Raw genomic sequence first — 26,334 nt, forward strand, 5'->3', positions numbered from 1 at the left:
ACTCGGCCGCTACATCTCCCCGAGCGTGACGTCCGCCGTCTTCTCGGCGCCGTCGCGGACGTACGTGACCCGCGTCTTCTGGCCCGGTTCGGCCGAGGCGAGCGTCTCGGAGAGGGAGTTGATCGTGGTGATCTCGTCGTCGCCGAGCCGGGTGATGATGTCCCCGGCCGTCATGCCCGCCTTCGCCGCCGCGCCGTCCTTCTGGGTCTCGACGACGGCGACGCCCGCGGGCCGGTAGTCGTCGCCGAGGACGGTGCGGCCGGTGATGCCGAGCGCGGCCCGGCCCGAGTCGGTGACCCTGCCGCTCTCGACGATCTGGTCGGCGACGGTCTTCACCATCGAGGACGGGATCGCGAAGCCGATGCCGGGTGCGGCGCTGTCGCCCATGTCCGGGTCGCTCGCGGCCAGCGTCGGGATGCCGATGACCTGCCCGTCGAGATCGACGAGCGCGCCGCCGCTGTTGCCGGGGTTGATCGCGGCCGAGGTCTGCACCATGTTGGCGATGGTGGCCCCGGTCCCTCCGCCGGAGCGGCCCTCGCTGACCGTGCGCCCGGTCGCCGACACGATGCCCTGGGTGACGCTGGAGGACAGGCCGAGCGGGGAGCCCATGGCCAGCACGATCTGCCCGACCTCGGCCTTGGTGGAGTCGCCGAACTTCGCGGCCTTCAGCCCCTTCGGCACGTCACCCAGCTTGATGACGGCGAGGTCCTGCTCCGGGTAGGCGGCCACGAGATCGGCGGTCAGGGCCTCCTCGCCGGTCGCCGTCGTCACCTTGAAACGCTTGCCCTTGCCCACGACGTGGGCGTTGGTGACGATGTGGCCCTTGTCGTCGTAGACGACCCCGGAGCCGAGACCGTCGGCGGCGTCGATCTGGACGACGGACGGCAGGACGTCCTTGATCACCTTCTGGTAGTCCTCCTGCAGATCGTTCGCGGCGGCGGGCGCGGCCTGCGTGGTGGATCTGTCGGAGTCACCGGAGCCCGAGCCGGACCCCGCGGAGGAGCAGCCGCCGACGAGCGCGACGGTGATCAGGACGGCAGCGGACGGCACGGCACGCGTACGAGGAAGACTCATGTTCCGAGTCTCGGTTCGGCCGTACGGCGCCGCCCTGACTTAAGGGGCCGATCAGGGACTCAGGGGGCCGATCAGGCGTCACCGCCCCGTCGGCCACCGCCGGCCACCCGGACCCGCCGGGTCCTAGTCCCGCACCCCGCAGAGATGCAGCAACGCGGCGACCCGCCGGTAAGGATCGGTCCGCCCCGCCCGCTCCTCCGCGGCGAGCAGCGCCTCCAGCTCCCACTCCGGAGGAATCGCCGCTCCGTCGGCCACGGTGTCCGTGAAGACCCGCACGCCGTACCAGACCTGGAGTGGCGCCGCGAGCCCCGCCAGCGAGGAGGTCAGCGCGTCGAGCCGGTCCGCGCGGGCGTCGACCCCGATCCGGTTGCGGTACGTGACGGAGTCGAAGGCGGCGAGCGCCCCCGCCCAGTCGCCGGCGATGCCCGGCCGCATGGCCAGCGCCTCCGCGTTGCGCACGAGCAGCGAGAGCAGCCCGCCGGGCGCCAGCATCCGGGCGAGCCCGGCGAGGAGCGCGTCGGGCTCCTGCACGTACATCAGTACGCCGTGGCACAGCACCACGTCGAAGCTGCCGGGCATGAAGTGCACCCCGGTCTGGTGTCCGTCGCCCTCGACGATCCGCACCCGCCCCTGGATGCCCTCGGGCTCCTCGGCGAGCGCCGCGCGCGCGGCGGCGATCATGGCGGGATCCTGCTCGACGCCCGTCACCTTGTGTCCGGCACGGGCGAGCCGCAGCGCCTGCGTGCCCTGCCCCATGCCGACGTCGAGCACGCGGAGCCGCTGCCCCACCGGGAAGCGCCCCGCTATCTGCTCGTCGAGCTGGCGGGCCACCAACTCCTGTCGCACGGCGTTGCGCAGGCCGCCCAGCTTCTCCAGCCAGGCCCCGGCTCCGCCGGTGAATCCGCTCAGGGTCGCTCTCCGCGCTTGACCTGCGGCTTGGGCAGCCGGAGACGGCGCATCTGGAGCGTGCGCATCAGGGCGTACGCGACGGCGCCCTTCGTGTTCTCGTCCGGGAACCGCTCCTTGAGGCGCTTCTTCAGGCGGAACGCGGTGGCGACCGAGTCGACGACGATCAGCACGATCACGCAGAGCCAGAGCAGCAGCGAGATGTTCTGCAGCTGCGGGATCTGCACGATGCTCATGACCAGGATGATCACCGCGATCGGCAGGAAGAACTCGGCGACGCAGAAACGCGAGTCCACGAAGTCGCGCGCGAACTTGCGCACGGGCCCCTTGTCACGGGCGGGCAGGTACCGCTCGTCACCGCTCGCCAGCGCCTCGCGCTGCTTCGCCATCTGGGTGCGGCGCTCGTCGCGCTGCCGCTTGGCGGCCTCCTTGCGCGACGTCGGCGTGTTCGTCACGCTGCGACGCTGCGACTGCGCCATGGCGCGCTTGGGGGTGGGGCGGCCCTTCGGGGCCTGCGGGTCACGGGGCTGGTTGGAGTCGGTCACCGGCGCCTGGGCGGCCGGGGCCTTCTCTTCCTTGGATCGGCTACGGAACACAAAAGCCAAGGGTACGGGGTGCGAGGGCATGGACGTCGGTCAGGCCGGGAACGATCCGGCAACACCAGGCGTCTTGATTTATGTGCCTAAGGGGACGTAGTGGGCGGTATGCGCCGGAGCCGGCCCCAGGGGTGCACCTACTCCTTACGCCGGAGTGGCGCGGGACGCAGTCGTCCTTGGGGATGAGCGCATCCGCCCGCGAACAGTGCGGTAATGGATGCAGGGCCCGTACTGTGGGTTCTGAGCAGTACCTGGAGCTGGAAGTCCGTCAGAAGGGGGCGCGCGAAGCCCATGAGCGGTGTCATGAAGCGTATGGGGATGATCTTCCGCGCGAAGGCGAACAAGGCCCTTGACCGGGCCGAGGACCCGCGCGAAACCCTCGATTATTCGTACCAGAAGCAGTTGGAGCTGCTGCAGAAGGTGCGCCGCGGCGTCGCCGACGTGGCGACCTCCCGCAAGCGCCTCGAGCTGCAGCTCACCCAGCTCCAGAAGCAGTCGTCGACCCTGGAGGACCAGGGGCGCAAGGCGCTGGCGCTCGGCCGCGAGGACCTGGCCCGTGAGGCCCTGTCCCGCCGCGCCGCGCTCCAGCAGCAGGTGACGGACCTGGAGACGCAGCACCAGACCCTCCAGGGCGAGGAGGAGAAGCTCACCCTCGCGGCGCAGCGCCTCCAGGCCAAGGTCGACGCCTTCCGTACGAAGAAGGAGACGATCAAGGCCACGTACACCGCCGCGCAGGCGCAGACCCGCATCGGCGAGGCCTTCTCCGGCATCTCCGAGGAGATGGGCGACGTCGGCATGGCCATCCAGCGCGCCGAGGACAAGACCGCGCAGCTCCAGGCGCGGGCCGGCGCGATCGACGAACTGCTCGCCTCCGGTGCCCTCGACGACTCCTCCGGACTGGCCAAGGACGACATCCAGACCGAGCTGGACCGCCTCTCCGGTGGTACAGATGTAGAGCTGGAACTGCAGCGCATGAAGGCGGAGCTCGCCGGAGGTTCCAGCGGCGGACAGCAGGCGATCGAGGGCGGCCAGGGTCGGCCGCAGTCGCAGCAGCAGCCGCAGGACACCCCGCGCTTCGACAAGCAGTAGCAACAGCCCTACACACGTCCGAGGAGGGCGACATGATCGTACGGATCATGGGGGAGGGGCAGGTGAAGCTGGCCGACAGCCACTTCGCCGAACTCAACAAGCTGGACGACGAACTCCTCGAGGAGATGGAGGGCGGCGACTCCGCCGGCTTCCGCCGCACGCTGCACGCGCTCCTGGACAAGGTCCGGGAGCTCGGCGACCCCCTCCCGGACGACGCCCTGGAACCCTCCGAGCTGATCCTCCCGTCCCCGGACGCCACCCTGGACGACGTCCGCACCATGCTGAACGACGACGGCCTGATCCCCGGCTGACATGCGGGCGCCCCTGACGGGCGCCCGTCAGGGGCGCGGGGCAGTTACATGTGCGGCTCCGCCGCGTGGGCGCGCCCAGCCACAACGGACCCGCAGACAACCCCCGAGCGCTGATGCCGCAGATCTGGTCAAGGCCCATGGCCAGTCCCCGTAACGTTTGGCGAGTGACCACTCTCGTACGAGGCCGCGGCTGGGCCAGAACACACCCGCTGGCGGTGGACGCGGTGCTCGCCTCCGCCGTCCTCGTCTGCATGGTCGTCGGCTCCTTCGCCGAGCCCTATGGAGAGCACGGCCCCACCTGGGGCACCCGCACCCCCGACGTCCCGAGCCTGCTCCTGATGGCTCTCGGCGCGCTCGCCCTGGTCTTCCGCCGCCGCGCCCCCTGGTCCGTGCTGGCCGCGACCTGCGCCGCCTCCCTCGTCGAACTGCTCACCGGCGAGCCCCGCGCGCCCGTCGTGATGTGCGCCGTCATCGCGCTGTTCACCGTCGCCGCCACCACCGACCGCTCCACGACGTGGCGGATCGGCCTCGTCACCATGACGGGCCTCACCGGCGTCGCGATGCTGTCGGGCCCCCTGCCCTGGTACGCGCAGGAAAACCTCGGCATCTTCGCCTGGACCGGCATGGCCGCCGCCGCGGGCGACGCGGTGCGCAGCCGCCGCGCCTTCGTGGACGCCATAAGGGAGCGCGCCGAGCGGGCCGAGCGCACGCGGGAGGAGGAGGCCAGGCGCCGCGTCGCCGAGGAGCGGCTGCGCATCGCCCGGGATCTGCACGACGTGGTCGCCCACCACATCGCCCTGGTCAACGTGCAGGCCGGGGTCGCCGCGCACGTCATGGACAAGCGGCCCGACCAGGCCAAGGAAGCCCTCTCGCACGTACGGGACGCCAGCCGCTCCGCGCTCAACGAACTGCGGGCCACGGTCGGCCTGTTGCGGCAGACCGGCGATCCCGAGGCGCCCACCGAGCCGGCGCCGGGCCTGCACCGTCTCGACGAGCTCGTCGAGACGTTCCGCAACGCCGGTCTGCCCGTGGAGGTGGCGCTCGGCCAGGTCGGCCTCGATCTGGCGGCCGCCGTCGACCTCGCCGCGTTCCGCATCATCCAGGAGGCGCTGACCAACGTGCAGAAGCACGCGGGCAAGGACGCCAAGGCGGAGGTGAGCGTGGTCCGCGTCGGCCCGAACGTGGAGGTGACCGTCATCGACGACGGCCCGGGACCCGGCAAGGGCGACGTCCAGAACACCGACGGCGGCGGCCACGGCCTGCTCGGCATGCGCGAACGCGTCACCGCCCTCGGCGGCAGCTGTTCGGCGGGACCCCGCTACGGCGGCGGCTTCCGCGTCCATGCGATCCTGCCCGTCACCACGGCAAAGGGAGGGACCGCGTGACGATCCGCGTACTGCTCGCCGACGACCAGGCGTTGCTGCGCAGCGCGTTCAAGGTGCTCGTCGACTCCGAACCCGACATGGAGGTGGTCGGCGAGGCGTCCGACGGAGCGGAGGCGGTCGAACTCGCCAGGTCGGAGCGGGCCGACGTGGTCCTGATGGACATCCGGATGCCCGGCACGGACGGACTGGCCGCCACCCGCCTGATCAGCGCCGACCCGGCGCTGGCCCATGTGCGCGTGGTGATGCTGACGACGTTCGAGGTCGACGAGTACGTGGTGCAGTCGCTGCGCGCGGGCGCCTCCGGGTTCCTCGGCAAGGGCGCGGAGCCCGACGAGCTGCTCGGTGCCATCCGTATCGCGGCGGCCGGGGAGGCGCTGCTCTCCCCGGTGGCCACCAAGGGGCTGATCGCGAAGTTCCTCGCGCAGGGCGAGGGCCTGGACGGTGACGTGCCGGTGCGCGGCGAGCGGCTCGACGCGCTCACCGGACGCGAGCGCGAGGTCCTGGTGCAGGTCGCGGGCGGCCACTCGAACGACGAGATCGCCGAGCGCCTGGAGGTCAGCCCGCTCACCGTGAAGACCCATGTGAACCGGGCGATGGCGAAGCTCGGCGCCCGCGACCGGGCCCAACTCGTCGTCATCGCCTACGAGTCGGGCCTGGTGCGGCCGAGAGCGGAGTAGCTCCTGAGTGGTGCCGGGGCCTACGGAAGCGCGAGCATCCGCTCCAGGGCCAGCTTCGCGAACTGCTCGGTCTCCCGGTCCACCTCGATCTGGTTGACCAGGTTGCCCTCGGCGAGTGACTCCAGGGTCCAGACCAGGTGCGGCAGGTCGATGCGGTTCATGGTCGAGCAGAAGCAGACCGTCTTGTCGAGGAAGACGATTTCCTTGTCCTCGGCGGCGAAACGGTTCGCCAGTCGGCGTACGAGATTCAGCTCGGTGCCGATGGCCCACTTGGAGCCGGCCGGCGCCGCCTCCAGGGTCTTGATGATGTGCTCGGTGGAGCCCACGTAGTCGGCGGCGGCGACGACCTCGTGCTTGCACTCCGGGTGCACCAGGACGTTCACACCCGGGATGCGCGCGCGCACGTCTTCCACGCTCTCCAGCGAGAAGCGTCCGTGCACCGAGCAGTGCCCGCGCCACAGGATCATCTTCGCGTCGCGCAGCTGCTCGGCGGTCAGGCCGCCGTTCGGCTTGTGCGGGTTGTAGACGACGCAGTCGTCCAGGGACATCCCCATGTCACGCACGGCGGTGTTACGGCCCAGGTGCTGGTCGGGCAGGAAGAGGATCTTCTCGCCCTGCTCGAAGGCCCACTCCAGGGCGCGCTTCGCGTTCGACGACGTGCAGATCGTGCCGCCGTGCTTGCCGGTGAACGCCTTGATGTCCGCCGAGGAGTTCATGTACGAGACGGGGACGACCTGCTCGGCTATCCCGGCCTCGGTCAGCACGTCCCAGCACTCGGCGACCTGCTCGGCGGTGGCCATGTCGGCCATCGAGCAGCCGGCGGCCAGGTCGGGGAGCACGACCTTCTGGTCGTCCGTCGTCAGGATGTCCGCGGACTCGGCCATGAAGTGCACGCCGCAGAAGACGATGTACTCGGCGTCCGGCCGGGCGGCAGCGTCGCGCGCCAGCTTGAAGGAGTCGCCGGTGACGTCCGCGAACTGGATGACCTCGTCGCGCTGGTAGTGGTGGCCGAGCACGAAGACCCTGTCGCCGAGCTTCTCCTTGGCGGCGCGGGCGCGCTCCACCAGGTCCGGGTCGGAGGGGGAGGGCAGGTCGCCGGGGCACTCCACGCCGCGCTCGCTCTTCGGGTCGGCCTCGCGGCCGAGCAGCAGCAGCGCGAGGGGCGTGGGCTGGACGTCGAGGTCCACGGGGGACTGGGCGGTGGTCACGACGACACCTACCGTTTCTGTTCTGCAGACGAGCCTTTTCGTCTAATTGACGTTATCTATCATATCCGCTTCACGTCAGTTTGACGATGGCCATAGTGTCGATGTGACGCATTCGCCGTTCCCCGCTCCGCCCTGCCGCCCGGCGCCATGTGCGAGCATGAAGGGGTAAGGACGTAAGCGCTCGGCCCGGAATGAATCCGCGGCCCCGCCGGTTGCAACCGTCGGCAAGCAGTCTCCGTACAACCCGGGAGAGAAGCAGATGTCCGTATCGGACGAGACCACCACCGTGAGCGACGGCATCCTCCTGTCGGACGCCGCCGCGGCCAAGGTGAAGGGCCTCCTTGAGCAGGAGGGCCGGGACGACCTGGCGCTGCGCGTCGCCGTGCAGCCCGGCGGCTGCTCGGGCCTGCGCTACCAGCTGTTCTTCGACGAGCGCTCGCTCGACGGCGACGTCGTCAAGGACTTCGACGGCGTGAAGGTCGTCACCGACCGGATGAGCGCTCCTTACCTGGGCGGCGCCTCCATCGACTTCGTGGACACCATCGAGAAGCAGGGCTTCACGATCGACAACCCGAACGCCACCGGTTCCTGCGCCTGCGGCGACTCCTTCAGCTAAGCCTGTAGGCACCCACGCATGAAGGCGGCGGCCCCCTGAGATCTCAGGGGGCCGCCGCCTTCATGCGTACGTGCTACTTCCGCCGCACCGTCTCGCCCGAGGCGTCGACGACCTCGCGGTCGCCCAGCGGCTTGTCGAGGGTGACCGTCTCCTTGAGCTCCTTGGCCACCATGATGCAGACGTCGCCCTTGCGCCCGGTCTCGGTCACCGTGACCGTGACGCGGTCGCCGTCCTCGCGCGCGGACGCGGAGTACTCACTGCACGCGCCGCCCCAGAAGTGCACGGTCAGCGACTTCCCGTCGGCGCTGTAGGACTCGACGCGGGCCTGGTCGGTGCCGCTCCTGTCGCCCTTGCCCGGCTTCTCGGTGGGCGTGGGCGTGCCCGGGGTGCTCGGCGACGTCAGGTACTTGGGCGCGACCGCCGGGTGCGTCACCGTGAAGGTGTCCCGCGCGCCCTGCGGCTTCATGTCGAACAGCCAGGACGGTACGAGGGTCTGCCTGCCGCCCACGTAGTGCGTCGCGAGGCCGAACGTGGCACCCTCGACGGCGACCGGCCGCGGCTTCGGAGGCGTCGACGACGGCTCGCACGGCGCCTGCTTCGATCCGCCGCCGCCCTCCGTCTTCGTGCTGTCGTCCATGTGCGGCACCGGGGTCGCGCAGCCGCCGATGCCGATGCGGCCGTGGCCGTCGCTCGACGCGTTCAGCCGGTCCAGGGCCTCCCGCGCGCTGATCACCGGGTACGTCGCACCCTTGACCGGCGCCTTCAACTGGCCGCTGCCGCCGACCACTTCGCCGCCCGCGCCGACCTGGATGCCGGTCGACCAGCCGTAGGTCGGCAGGCCGTCGACCTTCGGGTCGGCGTTCACGACGCGTACGGCACCCATGAGCTGGCGTGCGTCCAGCTTCGCGTCGTCCTGGCCGAGCGCCTTCAGGACGGGAGCGGCGGCCTCCTTGGCGGCCTTCTCGCCCACCGCGTCGCCCAGCTCTCCGTTCGGCGCGGTGGAGGTGCTGGAACAGGGCTTGCCCTTGGGGCAGTTGTCGGTGCCGCCGATGCCGTGCCTGGCGTACGTCCAGGTGCCGGGCGCCTGCTTGTTCACCTGGAGCGAGGGCCCCGACCCGTCGTTGTCCTGGCCGACCCGCCAGGCGCCGTCCCGCGACGTCGGCGTCCCGGACACTCCGAGCGCCTTGGCCAGCTTGGCCACTTCAGCCCGGGTGACCTCGCCGCGCGCGTGGTAGACGGCGGCCGACTCCGGGCCCTTGGGCAGCTCGCCGGTCGCCCGGTACGTGGCGCCGCTCGGGTCGGGCTCGCCCGGCGCGATGCCGGGCGTGCCACCGGTGCCGCCGGTGCCGGTCCCGCCGTCGTTCTGCCGGTCGCCGGCCGGATAGCCGTCCAGCGCGAGCGGCGGCGGGTCGCCGCCGTCCGCCGCGGGGGCTCCTTCGCCGCTGCCGCCGCCGGACGCGCCCGACGCGAGGTACGCGCCACCGCCGCCGACCAGCAGCACGGTGGCCGCGACCGAGACGACGGCCAGACGGGACCGTCGCCGCCGCGGCTCGGCCGCCTCATGAACGGATCGCTCGGTGCTCACCGCATCGCTCCTTCGCTGTGCCGCTGTCCCAGGAATCCCACAGGTGACTGCCACCGGCGGGCTTGTCGTATCCCAGTTCCCCTATACGGGGGACGGCGATGGGACGCAGCGGGGGAGCGCACGGTTCCCTTACGCGCGCCGGACCTCCGGCGCCGGTATCCCTCAGTCCCCGTACTCGGACATCTCGGAGAGCAGGCGGGCGGAGGCGGGCGGGACGCTGACGCCGTGGATCAGCGAGGGCGGCACGGGGGCGGTCGCGGCGACGGCGGGCACCACCCAGTGCGGAGCCATGCGGGCACAGTCCCCGCGCAGCGTCTCCATGCTCTCCGGGGCCTCCGCCGTGGACGCGGCGCGACGGCTCAGGACGACATCCTTCGGGATAACGGTCATAACGGCACCGTATGCATCCGACCGCCCACGAAAAAAGCCCTACTATCGGGTAGTTTTGCCACTTCAGGGACGGTGCCTCGACAGCACCTCGACCCGGTAGCGTGAACTGTCAATCCCCGCCTCCCTCCACAGGAGCATCCAGCCGTGCGTATTGCAGTCACCGGCTCCATCGCCACCGACCACCTGATGACCTTCCCCGGCCGCTTCGCCGACCAGCTGGTCGCCGATCAGTTGCACACGGTCTCCCTCTCCTTCCTCGTCGACGCCCTCGACGTCCGCAGGGGCGGCGTCGCCGCCAACATCACCTTCGGCATGGGCCAGCTCGGCACCCACCCGATCCTGGTCGGCGCCGCCGGCTCCGACTTCGACGAGTACCGGGCCTGGCTCGACCGGCACGGCGTGGACACCGCATCGGTCCGGATCTCCGAGACCCTGCACACCGCGCGCTTCGTCTGCACCACGGACGCCGACCACAACCAGATCGGCTCCTTCTACACGGGCGCGATGAGCGAGGCCCGCCTCATCGAGCTGAAGACGGTGGCCGACCGCGTCGGCGGCCTCGACCTCGTCCTGATCGGCGCCGACGACCCCGAGGCGATGCTCCGGCACACCGAGGAGTGCCGTACCCGCAAGATCCCCTTCGCCGCGGACTTCTCCCAGCAGATCGCGCGCATGGAGGGCGAGGAGATCCGCACGCTCCTCGACGGCGCGACGTACCTCTTCTCGAACGAGTACGAGAAGGGGCTCATCGAGTCCAAGACGGGCTGGACCGACGCCGAGATCCTCTCCAAGGTCGGCCACCGCGTGACGACCCTCGGCTCGCGCGGCGTCCGCATAGAGTCCGTCGGCCAGGACCCGATCGAGGTCGGCGTCCCGGAGGAGGAGGCGAAGGTCGAGCCGACCGGCGTCGGCGACGCGTTCCGCGCGGGCTTCCTCTCGGGCCTCGCCTGGGGCGTCTCCCATGAGCGCGCGGCGCAGGTCGGCTGCATGCTCGCCACCCTCGTCATCGAGACCGTCGGCACGCAGGAGTACGAGCTGCGCCGCAGCAACTTCATGGACCGCTTCACCAAGGCGTACGGTCACGCCGCCGCCGCGGAGGTCCAGCCGCACCTCGCCTGAGGCTCACGAGCTCCGGCGGACCACATACGCCACGCCGTGGTCCGCCGGCCGCTCACCCACGTACTCCTGGGCCTGCGTCCAGCACCACGCCGGGATGTCGACCGCCGCGACCTCGTCGTCGGCGAGCACGGTGACGGTGCCGCCCACCCGCACCCCGCCGATTGCCCTGGCCAGCTCGATGACCGGCAGCGGACAGCTCATCCCGAGCGCGTCGACCGTCACGGCCTCGGCCTCCCCGCTGCCGCCCCCCACTGGCGCCCCCAGGGTCTCCCGCACCCCGCGCACCACCCCGGGCAGCACGTCGAGGAACCGCTCGACGTCCGCCTCATCGGTCCCGACCGGCAACGAGACCCGTACGTTCCCCTCACTGACCACCCCCATGGCACGCAGCACATGGCTCGGCGTCAGCGTCGAGCTGGTGCACGAGGACCCCGACGACACGGAGAAACCGGCCCTGTCGAGCTCGTGCAGCAGAGTCTCCCCGTCGACATAGAGACAGGAGAAGGTGACGAGGTGCGGAAGGCGCCGCACCGGATCGCCCACCACCTCCACATCCGGCACGAGCCCGGGCACCCGCGCCCGGATCCGCTCCGTCAGCTCCCGCAGCCGCGCCGCCTCGGCGACGGCCTCGGCCCGCACCGCCCGCAGCGAAGCCGCCGCCGCGACGATCGCCGGGATGTTCTCGAACCCCGCGGCGCGCCCGGACTCCCGCTCGTCCACGGGCCCCCGCACGGCGAACCGCACCCCTTTACGTACGACAAGAAGCCCGACACCCGCGGGACCACCCCATTTATGGGCACTCCCGGTCAGCAGCGACCAGTCCCCGTCGACGGCCCCCCAGGCCAGCGACTGCGCGGCGTCCACGAGCAGCGGCACCCCGGCGGCCCGGCACACCTCCGCCACCTCCGCGACCGGCTGCTCGGTGCCGACCTCGTGGTTGGCGGACTGCAGACAGGCGAGCGCTGTGTCCTCGCGCAGCGCGGCGGCGTACGCGTCCGGGCGCACCGCCCCGCCCCGGTCCACCGCCACCTCGGTCACCGTCCCGCCGTCGGACTCGTGGGCCGCCGCCGAATGGAGCACCGACGAGTGTTCGACGGCCGACACGATCAGGTGGCGTCCGACGCGCCGACGACCGGCGAGCGCCCCCGCGATCCCCGCGTGCACGGCACGGGTGCCGGAGGAGGTGAAGACGAGCTCGTCGGGCCGGCAGCCCACCGCGTCGGCGGCCGCCTCCCGCGCCGCGTCGAGCAGCAGCCTCGCCCGCCGCCCCTCCCGGTAGAGCCGCGCCGGATCGGCCCACCCCTCATCGAGCGAGGCCTGCAGCGCCTGCCGGGCAACGGGATGAAGGGGAGCAGCGGAAGCAACATCGAAGTAGGCCACACGCCAACGCTAAGCCGCCTCCCCGGGAGCCGACCGCAAGGGGCACCCCCGAAGGGGCGCCCCTCCAGGGGCGCGGGGAACTGCGCGCCCAGCCACGACGGCCCCGCACCCGCACCCCAAGAAGCCGGACCGAGCCGGTGGGCGCCCAAGCCAAGCGGCCGAACCGCCAGGAGCGCCCTGCAAGGGCCGCTCTCCAGGGGCGCGGGGAACTGCGCGCCCAGCCACGACGGCCCCGCAGCCGCACCCCAAGAAGCCGGACCGAGCCGGTGGGCGCCCGGACCGGGGCATTCCGCCGAGCCCGGAGGCGTCCCGACCCTCCGTCAGAAAGGGCCCGACGGCGCCCCGTCCCACCCTTCGGAGTGACCCGCGGCGCGTTAGGCACCCTCCCCGCGCGACCCCAAATAGCGTCCAGTAGGGTTTGGTCCGCATAAACATCCAAACCCCTGCCCGACGCAGGGCGGCGACCTACCAGCGTGAAGGCCGCAGCCGACCGCGCGGGCGAGACTCTCGGGAAGGCGCTACGTGAGTCCCAACGGCTCCGACCGCTCGTCGCGGCGCCCGATGCGGCGGAAGCTGCCGCAGGTGCTGACTGCGGGCCTGATCCTGGCGACCGCCACCGGTTGCACATACAAGGATTTCCCCCGCCTTGGAATGCCCACCCCGGTAACGGAAGAGGCTCCGCGGATTCTCTCCCTCTGGCAGGGCTCGTGGGCGGCAGCGCTCGCCACGGGCGTCCTGGTCTGGGGCCTGATCCTGTGGAGCGTCATCTTCCACCGGCGCAGCCGCACCAAGGTGGAAGTACCGGCGCAGACGCGTTACAACATGCCCATCGAGGCGCTGTACACCGTGGTGCCTCTCATCATCGTCTCGGTGCTCTTCTACTTCACGGCACGTGACGAGTCGAAGCTCCTCGAGCTCGAAGACAAGCCTGCCCACACGGTCAACGTGGTCGGCTATCAGTGGAGCTGGGGCTTCAACTACATCGAGGACGTCCCGGGTTCCGACAAGGACGACGCCAAGACGTCCAAGGACCTGGAAGCCATTCCGGACCGTTTCCGCAAGGACTTCCCGGCCAACGCCGGCGGTGTCTACGAGGTCGGCACGCCCGGCGAGCGGAACCCCCAGAACGGCAACCCCGGACCGACCCTCTGGCTCCCCAAGGGCGAGAAGGTCCGTTTCGTTCTGACTTCGCGTGACGTCATCCACTCCTTCTGGGTGGTGCCGTTCCTCATGAAGCAGGACGTCATCCCGGGCCACACCAACGCCTTCGAGGTGACTCCGAACAAGGAGGGCACCTTCATGGGCAAGTGCGCCGAGCTCTGCGGCGTCGACCACTCCCGGATGCTCTTCAACGTCAAGGTCGTCTCTCCCGAGCGCTACAAGCAGCACCTCGAGGACCTCGCGAAGAAGAACCAGACCGGTTACATCCCGGCCGGCATTGAGCAGACGGGCCCTGAGAAGAACCGGGAGACGAACAACCTGTGAGCATCCTCAACGAACCCCAGGGTGCCGCGGCAGCACCAACCGACTCGTACGAGAACGAGCTGCCCGTTCGGCGCAAGCAGCCGGGAAACGTCGTGATCAAGTGGCTGACCACCACTGACCACAAGACGATCGGCACGCTCTATCTGGTCACGTCGTTCGCGTTCTTCTGCATCGGCGGTGTGATGGCGCTCTTCATGCGCGCCGAGCTCGCCCGTCCGGGTACGCAGATCATGTCGAACGAGCAGTTCAACCAGGCGTTCACGATGCACGGCACGATCATGCTGCTGATGTTCGCGACGCCGTTGTTCGCCGGTTTCGCGAACTGGATCATGCCGCTGCAGATCGGTGCGCCCGATGTGGCCTTCCCGCGGCTGAACATGTTCGCCTACTGGCTGTACCTGTTCGGCTCGCTGATCGCGGTCGGCGGGTTCCTCACCCCGCAGGGCGCGGCCGACTTCGGCTGGTTCGCCTACAGCCCGCTCTCCGACGCGGTCCGCTCGCCGGGCATCGGCGCGGACATGTGGATCATGGGTCTGGCGTTCTCCGGCTTCGGCACGATCCTGGGCTCGGTCAACTTCATCACCACGATCATCTGCATGCGCGCGCCGGGCATGACGATGTTCCGCATGCCGATCTTCGTGTGGAACGTGCTGCTGACCGCGGTGCTCGTGCTGCTGGCCTTCCCGGTCCTTGCGGCCGCGCTGTTCGCCCTGGAGGCGGACCGCAAGTTCGGTGCGCACATCTTCGACGCGGCCAACGGCGGCGCGTTGCTGTGGCAACACCTCTTCTGGTTCTTCGGCCATCCAGAGGTGTACATCATCGCCTTGCCGTTCTTCGGCATCATCTCCGAGGTCATCCCGGTCTTCTCGCGCAAGCCGATGTTCGGCTACATGGGTCTGATCGGTGCGACGATCGCGATCGCGGGTCTGTCGGTGACGGTGTGGGCCCACCACATGTACGTCACGGGCGGCGTGCTGTTGCCGTTCTTCTCCTTCATGACGTTCCTGATCGCCGTGCCAACGGGCGTGAAGTTCTTCAACTGGATCGGCACGATGTGGAAGGGGTCCTTGTCGTTCGAGACCCCGATGCTGTGGGCGGTCGGCTTCCTGATCACCTTCACCTTCGGCGGTCTGACGGGTGTCATCCTGGCCTCGCCGCCGATGGACTTCCACGTCTCGGACTCGTACTTCGTGGTGGCGCACTTCCACTACGTGGTGTTCGGCACCGTGGTCTTCGCGATGTTCTCCGGCTTCCACTTCTGGTGGCCGAAGTTCACCGGCAAGATGCTCGACGAGCGCCTGGGCAAGATCACCTTCTGGACGCTGTTCGTCGGCTTCCACGGCACCTTCCTCGTCCAGCACTGGCTGGGCGCCGAGGGCATGCCGCGCCGGTACGCGGACTACCTCCACGCCGACGGCTTCACCGCGCTGAACACGATCTCGACGATCTGCTCGTTCCTGCTCGGTCTGTCGATCCTGCCGTTCTTCTACAACATCTGGAAGACGGCCAAGTACGGCAAGAAGATCGAGGTCGACGACCCGTGGGGTTACGGCCGCTCGCTGGAGTGGGCGACGTCCTGCCCGCCCCCGCGGCACAACTTCATCACCCTGCCGCGCATCCGCTCGGAATCGCCGGCGTTCGACCTGCACCACCCTGAGATCGCGGCTCTCGGCCACATCGAGAACGACGGGCAGAAGGACACCGCGCTGTTCGGCGGCGACAAGGAGACCGCGAAGTGAAGATCCAGGGCAAGATGTTCATCTGGCTGAGCGTCTTCGTCCTCGCCATGGCGATCGTCTATGGCGTGTGGTCGAAGGAGCCGGCCGGTACCACGGCGCTCTTCCTGGCCTTCGGCCTGTGCATCATGATCGGCTACTACCTGGCCTTCACGGCCCGGCGGGTCGACGCCTCCGCACAGGACAACAAGGAGGCCGATGTCGCGGACGAGGCCGGCGAGGTGGGCTTCTTCAGCCCGCACAGCTGGCAGCCGCTCTCCCTGGCCGTCGGTGGCGCGCTCGCCTTCATGGGTGTCGTCTTCGGCTGGTGGCTGCTGTACTTCTCGGCCCCGATCATCCTGATCGGCCTGTGGGGCTGGGTCTTCGAGTACTACCGCGGCGAGAACCAGACCCAGTGAGTCTGTAGTTCACGACCCGCACCCGAAGGGCCCGGACACTCCGAAAGGAGCGTCCGGGCCCTTCGGCGTGCGGAGCATCTTCCATCCCTCTTACGGGTCACTCGGCGCGCCGGACTTGATGAATCTTCATACCGTGTGTTTATGAGCCACTCTCCGCGAATCCGCACGGTACTGAGCTGCACGACGCTGGTGGCCGCCCTCGGTGCGGGGGCCACGGCGTGCGGCAGCTCCGACGGCCACCCGCTCTCGGCGAAGCCGTACGACGCGGCCGGCCAGATCGCCTTCAACGGCCCGGTGGGCAGTCAGAAGGCGGACCCGGACAAGCCCTTGGAGGTCACCGCCCAGGGCGAGGACGGGCGCATCACCGATGTGACGGCCACCGACGCCATGGGGCGGTACGTGGCGGGTGAACTCTCGGCGGACGGCGCCCGGTGGCACAGCACCACCCCCCTGGCGGCAGGGGCCCACTACACCGTGCGGGTGAGCACCGAGGACGACGAGGGGTCGCCGGGCCGCAAGGTCCTGACCTTCGACACCGACACGCCCGACAAGAAGAAACGGCTGAAGGTCACCTTCGGCCCCGAGTCCGGCAAGTACGGCGTCGGCCAGCCGATCACGGCCGCCCTCAGCGCCCCGGTGAAGGACAAGGAGGCCAGGGCCATAGTCGAACGCGCCCTGAAGGTCCGCTCGGTGCCCGCCACGGAGGGCGCCTGGCACTGGGTGGACAGCGAGACGCTGCACTACCGCCCGAAGGAGTACTGGCCCACGGGCGCGACCGTCTACGTCTCCAGCAACCTCGAGGGCCTCAAGGTCAAGGACAAGCTCTGGGGCGGCGAGGCCAAGCCGCTCAAGCTGACCATCGGCGACCGGATCGAGGCCGTCACGGACGCCTCCTCGCACTGGATGACGGTCTACCGCAACGGCGAGCAGATCAACTCCATCCCGGTGACCACCGGAAAGCCCGGCTACTCCACCCGCAACGGCGTCAAGGTGGTGCTGGGCAAGGAGTACTCCGTACGCATGACCAGTGCCAGCATCGGCGCGTCGGACTTCTACGACAAGATGGTCTACTACGCGACACGCGTGACCGACTCCGGCGAGTACGTGCACGCGGCGCCCTGGTCGGTGGGTTCGCAGGGGGCCGCGAACACCAGCCACGGCTGCACCGGCATGAGCACGGGGAACGCCGCCTGGTTCTACGAGACCGTCCGGCAGGGCGACCTCGTGACGGTCATCAACAGCAACGGCGAGGACATGCCGACCTTCGGCAACGGCCTCGGCGACTGGAACATGGCCTGGAAGAAGTGGCGCGAGGGCAGCGCGCTGCTCACCGGGGCCAAGAACGGCCCCGCGGCGGTCGACGCGGCCAGGCTGCGGCCGCGGGTCTAGCGGCCCGGCAGAGAGCCCGTCAGAGGCGCACGAGAGGGGCCCGCGCCGTGGCGCGGGCCCCTCTCGCGGAGATCAGTGGCCCTCAGGCCTCGACAGCCGTCCTGGTGCGCAGCAGGGCGGCCAGGGCCTGTGCGAACTCCACCGGGTCGATCGGCAGGGTCACCGCGGCCTCCGCCCGGCTCCAGGTGGCCAGCCAGGCGTCCTGCGGGCGCCCGATGAGCAGCAGCACGGGCGGCGACTGGAACACCTCGTCCTTGATCTGGCGGCAGACCCCCATGCCGCCGGGCGCCGACTCGCCGTCCAGCACGCAGACGTCGATGCCGCCCCGGTCGAGCTCCTTGATGACCGCGTGCGGCGTCGCGCACTCGATGAACTGGACCTGGGGAACGTCGGCGGCCGGCCTGCGGCCGGTGGCCAACCGGACTTGCTCGCGGGTGCTCGCGTTGTCGCTGTAGACCAGCACCGTGGCGGTCGGCTGCATTGTTCCTCCGATACTCGGGAACCGATGGGCGGATGCTACTCCTCCCGACACCCCGTCAACACCGGTTCGCGGAGGCCTCCGATGGGCCATCCGGGCAGGACACAGACCGCAGACACTCCGAACGGCACCCCCCGGGGTGAGGGCGGGATAAGCGACCGACATAATGTCGGTCGTGGCGACAGCAACGACAGTAGATACCGGGCACGCGCACCCGCCGGTCAATCGACCGAACCTCACCAGCGTCGGAACCATCATCTGGTTGAGTTCCGAGCTGATGTTCTTCGCGGCCCTCTTCGCGATGTACTTCACCCTGCGATCGGTGACAGGTCCTGATCACTGGAAGGAAATGGCTTCGGCCCTGAACTTCCCGTTCTCGGCGACGAACACCACCATCCTGGTGCTCTCCTCTCTCACGTGTCAGCTCGGCGTGTTCGCAGCTGAACGCGGTGACGTGAAGAAGCTCCGGATGTGGTTCATCGTCACCTTCATCATGGGTGCGATCTTCATCGGCGGTCAGGTGTACGAATACACCGAGCTGGTCAAGCACGAGGGCCTCTCGCTCTCGTCGGACCCGTACGGCTCGGTCTTCTACCTGACCACCGGCTTCCACGGACTGCACGTGACAGGCGGCCTGATCGCCTTCCTGCTGGTCCTCGGTCGCACCTATGCGGCCAGGAGGTTCACCCACGAGCAGGCGACCGCAGCCATCGTCGTGTCCTACTACTGGCACTTCGTCGATGTGGTCTGGATCGGCCTCTTCGCCACGATCTACATGATCAAGTAAGCGGCAGGTCGCTCACGCGACGCATTCGAAACATTCCAGAAGCATCGACGCAGAAGATCCTGACACCGGGGTAATCCGTGAAAAAGCTCTCCGCACGACGACGCCATCCGCTGGCGGCGGTCGTCGTCCTACTCCTCGCGCTGGCGGCCACCGGGGGGCTGTACGCCGCGTTCGCGCCGGCGGACAAGGCGCAGGCCGATGACACCGCCCAGTCCCTCGCCATCGACGAGGGCAAGAAGCTCTACGCCGTGGGCTGCTCCAGCTGCCACGGAACCGGCGGTCAGGGCTCCTCCGACGGTCCGAGCCTGGTGGGCGTCGGCGCCGCCGCTGTCGACTTCCAGGTCGGCACCGGCCGTATGCCGCTCCAGCAGCCGGGTGCCCAGGCGCCCAAGAAGAAGGTCATCTACAACCAGGCCCAGATCGACCAGCTGGCGGCGTACATCTCGTCGCTGGGTGCCGGTCCCTCGGTTCCGACCGAGAAGCAGTACAGCCCGGACGGAGCCGACATCGCCAAGGGCGGTGAGCTGTTCCGCACGAACTGTGCCCAGTGCCACAACTTCACCGGTGAAGGTGGCGCGCTGACGCACGGCAAGTTCGCGCCGTCGCTCGAAGGTGTCTCCCCGAAGCACATCTACGAGGCCATGCAGACCGGCCCGCAGAACATGCCGTCCTTCCCCGACACCACGATGCCGGAGAAGAGCAAGAAGGACATCATCGCGTACCTCGACGCGGTCAACGGCGAGAAGACCGAGAGCCCTGGCGGTCTCAAGCTGGGCGGTCTGGGTCCGGTCAGTGAAGGCCTCTTCGGCTGGATCTTCGGTCTCGGCTCGCTGATCGCGGTCGCCGTGTGGGTCGCCGCTCGGACCGCAAAGGCCAAGAAGTCATGAGTAGCCAAGAGATTCCAGAAGAGAACCTGCCCAGCAAGCAGGAGACCGAGCACGGCTCGGTGGCGACCGCGGAGGACAACCCGTTCGCCGACCCGGGGCTGCCGCCCCACGAGCACCGCGTCCAGGACATCGACGAGCGGGCCGCCCGGCGTTCCGAGCGCGTCGTGGCGTTCCTGTTCACGCTGTCGATGATCGCGACCGTCGGCTTCATCGCCTCGTACGTGGCGATCCCGGCCGACAAGAGCGTCTTCATCTGGCCGATCGGGCACATCAGCGGCCTCAACTTCGCCCTGGGCACGACCCTCGGCGTGGCGCTGTTCTGCATCGGCGCGGGCGCGGTCCACTGGGCCCGCACCCTGATGTCCGACGTCGAGATGACCGACGAGCGGCACGCGATCGCGGCGGAGCCCGAGGTCCGTGCCAAGGTCATGGCGGACTTCAAGCAGGGCGCCGAGGAGTCGGGTTTCGGTCGGCGCAAGCTGATCCGCAACACGATGTTCGGCGCGCTGGCCCTGGTCCCGCTCTCCGGTGTCGTCCTGCTGCGTGACCTCGGGCCGCTGCCCGAGGACAAGCTCCGGCACACCAAGTGGGCCAAGGGCAAGATGCTCGTGAACATGAACACCCACGAGCCGCTGCGTCCCGCGGACGTGCAGGTCGGGTCGCTGACCTTCGCCATGCCCGAGGGCATGTCGGAGCACGACCACGACTTCCAGACCCAGATCGCCAAGGCCGCCCTGATGATCGTCCGGATTCAGCCGGAGAACATCAAGGACAAGCGCGAGCTGGAGTGGTCGCACGAAGGCATCGTGGCGTACTCCAAGATCTGCACCCACGTGGGCTGCCCGATCTCCCTGTACGAGCAGCAGACGCACCACGTCCTCTGCCCGTGCCACCAGTCCACCTTCGATCTCTCCGACGGTGCCCGAGTCATCTTCGGCCCGGCTGGTCACGCCCTGCCGCAGCTGCGCATCGGCGTGAACGAAAAGGGCTACCTCGAGGCGCTCGGCGACTTCGAAGAGCCCGTCGGTCCTGCCTTCTGGGAGCGCGGATGAGCACCACCACCACTTCCTCCAACGAACAGCGCAAGCAAGCGCCCGCCGGCGAGCGCGTCGCCGACTGGGCCGACGGCCGGCTGGGGATCTACTCCCTCGCCAAGGCCAACATGCGCAAGATCTTTCCGGACCACTGGTCCTTCATGCTCGGCGAGATCTGCCTGTACAGCTTCATCATCATCATCCTCACGGGTGTGTACCTGACGCTGTTCTTCCACCCGTCGATGAACGAGGTGGAGTACCACGGCAGCTACATCCCGATGCAGGGACAGTTGATGTCGGAGGCGTTCAACTCGACCATGCACATCTCCTTCGATGTGCGCGGTGGTCTGCTGATCCGGCAGATCCACCACTGGGCGGCGCTGATCTTCCTCGCCGGCATGTTCGTGCACATGATGCGCGTGTTCTTCACGGGTGCGTTCCGCAAGCCGCGTGAGGTCAACTGGCTCTTCGGCTTCCTGCTGTTCGTCCTCGGCATGTTCACCGGTTTCACCGGTTACTCGCTCCCGGACGACCTGCTCTCCGGCACCGGTGTCCGCTTCATGCAGGGCGCCATCCTGTCGGTGCCGATCGTCGGCACGTACCTGTCGATGTTCCTGTTCGGCGGCGAGTTCCCCGGCGGCGACTTCGTGGCCCGGTTCTACTCGGTCCACATCCTGCTGCTGCCGGGCATCATGCTCGGCCTCGTGGTGGCGCACCTGATCCTGGTCTTCTACCACAAGCACACGCAGTTCGCGGGCCCCGGCAAGAGCAACAAGAACGTCGTCGGCATGCCGCTGCTGCCCGTCTACATGGCCAAGGCCGGAGGCTTCTTCTTCCTGGTCTTCGGTGTCATCGCGGTCATCGCGGCGATCGCCTCGATCAACCCGATCTGGGCCATCGGCCCGTACCGCCCGGACCAGGTGTCCACCGGCGCCCAGCCCGACTGGTACATGGGCTTCGCCGAGGGTCTGATCCGTGTGATGCCGGGCTGGGAGATCAACCTCTGGGGTCACACGCTCGTCCTGGGTGTGTTCATCCCGCTGGTCATCGTCTTCCCGCTGGTCCTCGTGGCCATCGCCGTCTACCCGTTCATCGAGTCCTGGGTCACCGGCGACAAGCGCGAGCACCACATCCTGGACCGCCCGCGCAACGCCCCGACCCGCACGGCCTTCGGTGTCGCGTGGATCACGGCGTACATGGTCATGCTGGTCGGTGGTGGCAACGACCTGTGGGCCACGCACTTCCACCTGTCGCTGAACGCGATCACCTGGTTCGTCCGGATCGCCTTCTTCGTCGGACCGGTCATCGCCTTCATCGTGACCAAGCGGATCTGCCTGGGTCTGCAGCGGCGCGACCGGGACAAGGTGCTGCACGGCCGCGAGTCGGGCATCATCAAGCGGCTGCCGCACGGTGAGTTCATCGAGGTCCACGAGCCGCTCAGCAAGGAGCAGCTGCACACGCTCACCGCGCACGAGCAGTACAAGCCGGTCGAGCTCGGCCCTGCGGTCGACGAGAACGGCGTCAAGCGCAAGCTGTCCGGTTCGCAGAAGCTGCGGGCCAAGCTCTCCAAGGGCTACTTCGGGGAAGAGGGTCAGATCCCCAAGCCCACCGCCGACGAGTACAAGGAGATCACGAGCGGCCACGGCCACCACTGATCATCTGGAGCTCTGAAGCTCTGACCTCCCAAGGTCGCCACGGTAAGAGCCCCGTCCAGGCAATGGACGGGGCTCTTTGCCGTCCCCGGGGCTGGATAGGGTGGGACTCACCCCAAGTACACACACAGACGAAAACCAGGAGCGGCCATGAACGCTGTGACCCCCGCAGGAGGCGACACCGCGGCGGACCGTTCCTGGCCCGACGTACTGAACGGCCTGCTGGCGGGCCGTGACCAGAGCGCCGACGACACGGCCTGGGCCATGGACCGCATCATGCGCGGCGAGGCCACCGACGCGCAGATCGCGGGCTTCGTGGTCGCGCTGCGGGCCAAGGGCGAGACCGTCGAGGAGATCTCCGGTCTGGTACGCGCCATGTACGCGCACGCCAACGTCATCGACGTGCCGGGCCCGAGCGTCGACATCGTGGGCACGGGCGGCGACGGCGCCAAGACCGTCAACATCTCGACCATGTCCGCGATCGTCGTCGCCGGAGCCGGCGCGAAGGTCGTCAAGCACGGCAACCGGGCCGCCTCCAGCGCGTCCGGCGCCTCCGACGTGCTGGAGAAGCTCGGCGTCAACCTCGACCTCACCCCGCAGCGGGTGGTCGAGGTCGCCGAGGAGGCTGGCATCACGTTCTGCTTCGCCGTGAAGTTCCACCCGGCGCTGCGCCACGCCGGTGCCGCCCGCAGCCAGCTGGGCATCCGGACCGTCTTCAACCTCCTCGGCCCGCTCACCAACCCGGCCAAGGTGCGCGCCCAGGCCGTCGGGGTCGCCGACCCCCGGATGGCCCCCATCGTGGCGGGCGTCTTCGCCGAGCGGGGGCACTCGTCCCTCGTCTTCCGCGGTGACGACGGGCTCGACGAGCTGACGACGACGTCCACCTCCCGGGTCTGGGTGGTGCGGGACGGCGCCGTGCGCGAGGAGGCCTTCGATCCCCGGGACGTCGGGCTCGACCTGGTGCCCGTCGAGGCGCTGCGGGGCGCCGACGCCTCGTACAACGCGGAAGTGGCGCTGCGGCTGCTCGACGGGGAGAGCGGACCGGTGCGGGACGCGGTGCTGCTCAACTCGGCGGCGGCGCTGGCCGCCCTGACGCCCACCGACGAGCCGCTGGCCGAGCAGATCCGGGCCGGCATCGCCCGGGCGGCGCAGGCCATCGACTCGGGCGCCGCGAAGAAGGCCCTGGAGCGCTGGGTGGCAGCGAGCAACCGCTGAGAGCCGCCCTCGGGCGGTGGTGATGTGACGCAGGGCGCAGTCCGGATTCTGGACTGCGCCTTGCGCGTCGAAGATCGTGTGGCAGGATGCTGCACAGGTCATGAGTGACAGCGACTACGGCCCCGGCCCGCTGTCCGGCAACCCTCCGTCCGTGGCGGGGTGCCCCGGGTGAAGACCAGGTCGTACGCAGCAAGGCGTATGGCAAGCGCGGACCCCTCGCAACCCTGGGGTCCTGGTCCTCAAGGGAGCAGTCTCGTGAGCCAGCGAATGTGACAGGGCTTCTACGCCCCGCCTCCGCACACCCTTTTTCACCTTTCTCCTGCGCCGTCGACCGACGTCCGGCGCAGTGATCTCGCCTGCTTCTCACGGGAGTTCGCCATGTCTGTTTCCGCCGTTGCCGTCGACGCCGCCGTCTGTGCCCCGCTGCCGGTCCTCGGCCGGGACGTCACCGTTCCGCTGGTCACCGGCGGCGAGGTGAGCTACGCCGCGCTCGACTACGCGGCGAGCGCGCCGGCGCTGCAGCGGGTGTGGGACGACGTGGCCGCGTACGCGCCGTACTACGGCAGCGTGCACCGCGGCGCCGGGTACCTGTCGCAGCTCTCCACCGACCTGTTCGAGAACAGCCGGACCGTCGTCGCCGAGTTCCTCGGCTGCCGCGAGGACGACCAGGTCGTCTTCACCCGCTCCACCACCGACTCGCTGAACCTGCTCGCCGCCGCCCTGCCCGCCGGCTGCCAGGTCTTCGTCTTCGAGACCGAGCACCACGCCTCGCTCCTGCCGTGGCGGGACGCCCGGGTGACCTACCTGAACGCGCCGCGCACCCCCGACGAGGCCGTCCAGACCCTGGAGCGGGCCCTCGCCGACCGCGACCCCTACGGCCCGGCGCTGGTGTGCGTGACCGGCGCCTCCAACGTCACCGGCGAGCTGTGGCCTGTGCGGGAGCTGGCCGCCGCCGCGCACGCGCACGGCGCCCGGATCGTCCTCGACGCGGCGCAGCTCGCGCCCCACCACCCCGTCTCCATCGGCGAGTTGGACGTCGACTGGGTCGCCTTCTCCGGACACAAGCTGTACGCGCCGTTCGGCTCGGGCGTCCTCGCGGGCCGCTCCGACTGGCTGCGGGCGGCAGAGCCGTACCTCGCGGGCGGCGGCGCCTCGCGCAAGGTCGCACGGCGTACGGACGGCGGCGTGGACGTGGAGTGGCACGAGAGCGCGGCCCGCCACGAGGCCGGTTCGCCGAACGTCATCGGCGTCTACTCCATCGCCGCCGCCTGCAAGACGCTCACCGAGGCGCGCTTCGACCAGCTCGTCGCCCGCGAGCAGTACCTGATCGCGAAGGTGCGCGAGGGGCTCGCCGAGGTGCCCGCCGTGCGGGTGCTCTCGCTCTTCGGGGACGACGCGCCGCGCGTGGGCGTCATCTCCTTCGTCGTGGACGGCTGGAACAGCTCGCACTTCGCCGCCGCGCTCTCCGCCGAGTACGGCATCGGCGTACGGGACGGCCTGTTCTGTGCCCACCCGCTGGTGCGCACCCTGCTCGGCAGCGAGCCCGACGAGCCCGGCGCGTGCGGCGCCCCCGAGGCCGCGCCCGGCGAGAAGTCGCTGAACGCCATCCGCGTGAGCTTCGGCGCGGGCACCCCCGACGAGCACATCGAGCGTTTCGTGCGCGCCGTCAAGGAGCTGGTGTCGGACGGCGCGCGGTGGAACTACCGCACCGAGGACGGGCGTTGCGTGCCGGACACCAGCGCCGCCGCCTGACCCGCGGGCAGCCGGCCCCCGGGCAGCCGTGAGCCGAGCTGGATCATCCGCAGGGCCCGCTCCGTCGCGTCGGTGAGGAACTCGCCGCCCCGGCCGAGCGCCTCCGTCAGCGAGACCGGAGCGGGCAGGATCGCGCTGTACGCGTCCACGCCCAGCGCGCGGACGGTGTGCGCGCCGTCCCCGATCGTGCCCGCGAGGACCAGGACCGGGCGCCCGGACCGCTTCGCGCGGCGGGCCACCTCGGCGGGGACCTTGCCGCGCGGGGTCTGGTGGTCGAGGGCGCCCTCCGCGGTGATGACCAGGTCGGCGCGGGCCAGCCGCTCGTCGAGGTCGAGCCGTTCGAGCAGCACGTCGAAGCGGGGGAGCAGCGCGGCGCCGAGTGCGGCGAGCCCGGCGCCGAGGCCGCCCGACGCGCCCGTGCCGGGTCCCTCGAAGAGGTCGGTGCGCACGGGCAGGTCCCGCGTGAGGAGGTGCGCCCAGTGCTCAAGGGCGGCCGCGAGCTGCTCGACCTGCTGGGGTGTCGCGCCCTTCTGGGGGCCGAAGACGCGGGCGACGCCGCGCTCGCCGCACAGGACGTTGAAGGGGTTGCAGGCGACACGGATCTCGGTGGCCGCGAGGCGCGGGTCGAGGCCGCCCGGGTCGATGCGGCTCAGCCGCGTCAACTCCCGCCCGCCGTGCGGCAGTTCCCAGCCGTCGGCGTCGAGGAGCCGGGCGCCGAGGGCTTGCAGGGCGCCCGCGCCGCCGTCCGACGTGCCCGAGTCGCCGCAGCCGACCAGGATGCGGCGGGCACCCGCGTCGAGCGCGGCGCGGATCAGCTCGCCCACGCCGTACGTCGTGGTGGCGCCCGGGTCCCGCAGGTCGCGGGGGACCAGCGAGAGCCCCGCCACGGCCGCCATCTCGACGACCGCCGTGCCGTCGGGCAGCAGGGCGAAGTGCGTGCCGATCCGCTGGCCGACGGGACCGGTCGCGGGCAGGGCGACGAGCCGCCCGCCGCCCGCGGCGGCCAGCGCGCGGGCGGTGCCCTCGCCGCCGTCCACCAGCGGGATCAGATCGGTCTCCGCGTGCGGGACGACACGGCGTACACCGGCGGCGATGGCCTCGGCCGCGGAGCTCGCGGACAGGGACTCCTTGAAGCCGCTGGGGGCGATGGCGAAACGGGTCAGCATGACGGTCTCCAGGGGGATT

The 26,334-nt window shown here is 69.8% G+C and carries 25 protein-coding genes and 1 riboswitch; of the genes, 16 read left to right on the top strand and 9 right to left on the bottom strand.

The window, feature by feature from the left end:
• Positions 1 to 9: 9 nt before the first annotated feature.
• From ACZ7LU_RS28750 to ACZ7LU_RS28760, 3 genes are all read right to left on the bottom strand, one after another.
• Entirely contained in the window at positions 10 to 1,074 is a 1,065-nt protein-coding gene (locus ACZ7LU_RS28750; RefSeq protein ID WP_468556016.1) for a S1C family serine protease, read from the bottom strand.
• A gap of 123 nt (positions 1,075 to 1,197) precedes the next feature.
• Entirely contained in the window at positions 1,198 to 1,905 is a 708-nt protein-coding gene (locus ACZ7LU_RS28755) for a class I SAM-dependent methyltransferase (RefSeq protein WP_471918423.1), read from the bottom strand.
• Between the two features lie 74 nt (positions 1,906 to 1,979).
• Positions 1,980 to 2,606 (bottom strand): DUF3043 domain-containing protein, encoded by a 627-nt coding sequence (locus tag ACZ7LU_RS28760; protein WP_471918424.1) that lies wholly within the window; start codon positions 2,604 to 2,606, stop codon positions 1,980 to 1,982.
• Positions 2,607 to 2,867: 261 nt separating this feature from the next.
• Between ACZ7LU_RS28760 and ACZ7LU_RS28765 the strand changes: the two genes are divergently transcribed.
• The 4 genes from ACZ7LU_RS28765 to ACZ7LU_RS28780 all read left to right on the top strand — a co-directional run bounded on the left by ACZ7LU_RS28765 (position 2,868) and on the right by ACZ7LU_RS28780 (position 6,038).
• Positions 2,868 to 3,665: a PspA/IM30 family protein gene (locus tag ACZ7LU_RS28765; protein WP_398296910.1), complete on the top strand. Its 798-nt coding sequence runs from the start codon at positions 2,868 to 2,870 to the stop codon at positions 3,663 to 3,665.
• Positions 3,666 to 3,697: 32 nt separating this feature from the next.
• Positions 3,698 to 3,976, top strand: coding sequence for a PspA-associated protein PspAA (gene pspAA, locus ACZ7LU_RS28770; protein WP_398296908.1), 279 nt, complete (start codon positions 3,698 to 3,700; stop codon positions 3,974 to 3,976).
• Positions 3,977 to 4,140: 164 nt separating this feature from the next.
• Positions 4,141 to 5,361 (top strand): sensor histidine kinase, encoded by a 1,221-nt coding sequence (locus ACZ7LU_RS28775; protein ID WP_471918425.1) that lies wholly within the window; start codon positions 4,141 to 4,143, stop codon positions 5,359 to 5,361.
• Complete coding sequence (locus ACZ7LU_RS28780; RefSeq protein ID WP_398296904.1) at positions 5,358 to 6,038, top strand: response regulator; 681 nt, start codon at positions 5,358 to 5,360, stop codon at positions 6,036 to 6,038. Before ACZ7LU_RS28775 ends, ACZ7LU_RS28780 begins: the two co-directional genes overlap by 4 nt.
• A 20-nt stretch (positions 6,039 to 6,058) precedes the next feature.
• On the opposite strand, the gene nadA is transcribed toward ACZ7LU_RS28780, so the two are convergent.
• Complete coding sequence (gene nadA / locus ACZ7LU_RS28785; protein WP_471918426.1) at positions 6,059 to 7,246, bottom strand: quinolinate synthase NadA; 1,188 nt, start codon at positions 7,244 to 7,246, stop codon at positions 6,059 to 6,061.
• Positions 7,247 to 7,505: 259 nt separating this feature from the next.
• On the opposite strand from nadA, the gene ACZ7LU_RS28790 reads away from it, so the two are divergent.
• A complete protein-coding gene (locus tag ACZ7LU_RS28790) occupies positions 7,506 to 7,862 on the top strand; it encodes a HesB/IscA family protein (protein ID WP_030933606.1) in 357 nt (118 codons plus the stop codon).
• 73 nt (positions 7,863 to 7,935) lie between these two features.
• Here ACZ7LU_RS28790 and ACZ7LU_RS28795 read toward each other — a convergent pair whose 3' ends face one another.
• Positions 7,936 to 9,447 (bottom strand): hypothetical protein, encoded by a 1,512-nt coding sequence (locus ACZ7LU_RS28795; protein ID WP_471918427.1) that lies wholly within the window; start codon positions 9,445 to 9,447, stop codon positions 7,936 to 7,938.
• A gap of 162 nt (positions 9,448 to 9,609) precedes the next feature.
• Positions 9,610 to 9,837, bottom strand: coding sequence for a hypothetical protein (locus ACZ7LU_RS28800; RefSeq protein WP_471918616.1), 228 nt, complete (start codon positions 9,835 to 9,837; stop codon positions 9,610 to 9,612).
• A gap of 144 nt (positions 9,838 to 9,981) precedes the next feature.
• Here ACZ7LU_RS28800 and ACZ7LU_RS28805 point away from each other — a divergent pair, with 144 nt between their 5' ends.
• Positions 9,982 to 10,956: a carbohydrate kinase family protein gene (locus tag ACZ7LU_RS28805; RefSeq protein WP_398296896.1), complete on the top strand. Its 975-nt coding sequence runs from the start codon at positions 9,982 to 9,984 to the stop codon at positions 10,954 to 10,956.
• A 3-nt stretch (positions 10,957 to 10,959) separates the two neighbouring features.
• On the opposite strand, the gene ACZ7LU_RS28810 is transcribed toward ACZ7LU_RS28805, so the two are convergent.
• Positions 10,960 to 12,336 (bottom strand): aminotransferase class V-fold PLP-dependent enzyme, encoded by a 1,377-nt coding sequence (locus ACZ7LU_RS28810; protein WP_471918428.1) that lies wholly within the window; start codon positions 12,334 to 12,336, stop codon positions 10,960 to 10,962.
• Between the two features lie 522 nt (positions 12,337 to 12,858).
• Here ACZ7LU_RS28810 and ctaC point away from each other — a divergent pair.
• The 4 genes from ctaC (at position 12,859) to ACZ7LU_RS28830 (ending at position 17,344) form a co-directional block, all read left to right on the top strand.
• Positions 12,859 to 13,821: an aa3-type cytochrome oxidase subunit II gene (ctaC, locus tag ACZ7LU_RS28815; RefSeq protein ID WP_398296892.1), complete on the top strand. Its 963-nt coding sequence runs from the start codon at positions 12,859 to 12,861 to the stop codon at positions 13,819 to 13,821.
• Entirely contained in the window at positions 13,818 to 15,560 is a 1,743-nt protein-coding gene (gene ctaD, locus ACZ7LU_RS28820; protein WP_468083543.1) for an aa3-type cytochrome oxidase subunit I, read from the top strand. Before ctaC ends, ctaD begins: the two co-directional genes overlap by 4 nt.
• The gene (locus ACZ7LU_RS28825; RefSeq protein ID WP_055566237.1) at positions 15,557 to 15,955 is read left to right on the top strand and encodes a cytochrome c oxidase subunit 4; all 399 of its coding nucleotides are present in this window, start codon (positions 15,557 to 15,559) and stop codon (positions 15,953 to 15,955) included. The genes ctaD and ACZ7LU_RS28825 overlap by 4 nt, the downstream gene beginning before the upstream one ends.
• 141 nt (positions 15,956 to 16,096) lie before the next feature.
• Positions 16,097 to 17,344: a L,D-transpeptidase gene (locus ACZ7LU_RS28830; RefSeq protein ID WP_471918429.1), complete on the top strand. Its 1,248-nt coding sequence runs from the start codon at positions 16,097 to 16,099 to the stop codon at positions 17,342 to 17,344.
• A gap of 82 nt (positions 17,345 to 17,426) precedes the next feature.
• Here the strand turns inward: ACZ7LU_RS28830 and ACZ7LU_RS28835 are convergent, their stop codons facing one another.
• Complete coding sequence (locus tag ACZ7LU_RS28835) at positions 17,427 to 17,825, bottom strand: hypothetical protein (protein ID WP_398312786.1); 399 nt, start codon at positions 17,823 to 17,825, stop codon at positions 17,427 to 17,429.
• 163 nt (positions 17,826 to 17,988) lie between these two features.
• Here ACZ7LU_RS28835 and ctaE point away from each other — a divergent pair, with 163 nt between their 5' ends.
• From ctaE to ACZ7LU_RS28865, 6 genes are all read left to right on the top strand, one after another.
• The gene (gene ctaE / locus ACZ7LU_RS28840) at positions 17,989 to 18,609 is read left to right on the top strand and encodes an aa3-type cytochrome oxidase subunit III (RefSeq protein ID WP_055566234.1); all 621 of its coding nucleotides are present in this window, start codon (positions 17,989 to 17,991) and stop codon (positions 18,607 to 18,609) included.
• A gap of 77 nt (positions 18,610 to 18,686) precedes the next feature.
• Positions 18,687 to 19,496, top strand: a complete 810-nt coding sequence (gene qcrC / locus ACZ7LU_RS28845) for a cytochrome bc1 complex diheme cytochrome c subunit (protein WP_362997664.1) — start codon at positions 18,687 to 18,689, stop codon at positions 19,494 to 19,496.
• Positions 19,493 to 20,548: a cytochrome bc1 complex Rieske iron-sulfur subunit gene (qcrA, locus tag ACZ7LU_RS28850; protein WP_398312790.1), complete on the top strand. Its 1,056-nt coding sequence runs from the start codon at positions 19,493 to 19,495 to the stop codon at positions 20,546 to 20,548. The genes qcrC and qcrA overlap by 4 nt, the downstream gene beginning before the upstream one ends.
• Positions 20,545 to 22,185, top strand: a complete 1,641-nt coding sequence (gene qcrB, locus ACZ7LU_RS28855) for a cytochrome bc1 complex cytochrome b subunit (protein WP_398312793.1) — start codon at positions 20,545 to 20,547, stop codon at positions 22,183 to 22,185. The genes qcrA and qcrB overlap by 4 nt, the downstream gene beginning before the upstream one ends.
• Before the next feature lie 147 nt (positions 22,186 to 22,332).
• Positions 22,333 to 23,397, top strand: coding sequence for an anthranilate phosphoribosyltransferase (trpD, locus tag ACZ7LU_RS28860; protein ID WP_471918430.1), 1,065 nt, complete (start codon positions 22,333 to 22,335; stop codon positions 23,395 to 23,397).
• Between the two features lie 96 nt (positions 23,398 to 23,493).
• A riboswitch (SAM riboswitch) is annotated at positions 23,494 to 23,611 on the top strand.
• Between the two features lie 164 nt (positions 23,612 to 23,775).
• Positions 23,776 to 25,149, top strand: coding sequence for an aminotransferase class V-fold PLP-dependent enzyme (locus tag ACZ7LU_RS28865; RefSeq protein WP_471918431.1), 1,374 nt, complete (start codon positions 23,776 to 23,778; stop codon positions 25,147 to 25,149).
• Here ACZ7LU_RS28865 and ACZ7LU_RS28870 read toward each other — a convergent pair.
• The gene (locus ACZ7LU_RS28870) at positions 25,098 to 26,315 is read right to left on the bottom strand and encodes a glycerate kinase family protein (protein WP_471918432.1); all 1,218 of its coding nucleotides are present in this window, start codon (positions 26,313 to 26,315) and stop codon (positions 25,098 to 25,100) included. The genes ACZ7LU_RS28865 and ACZ7LU_RS28870 overlap by 52 nt on opposite strands.
• Between the last annotated feature and the right edge of the window lie 19 nt (positions 26,316 to 26,334).

Source organism: Streptomyces sp. NPDC039462 (genome assembly GCF_055639375.1).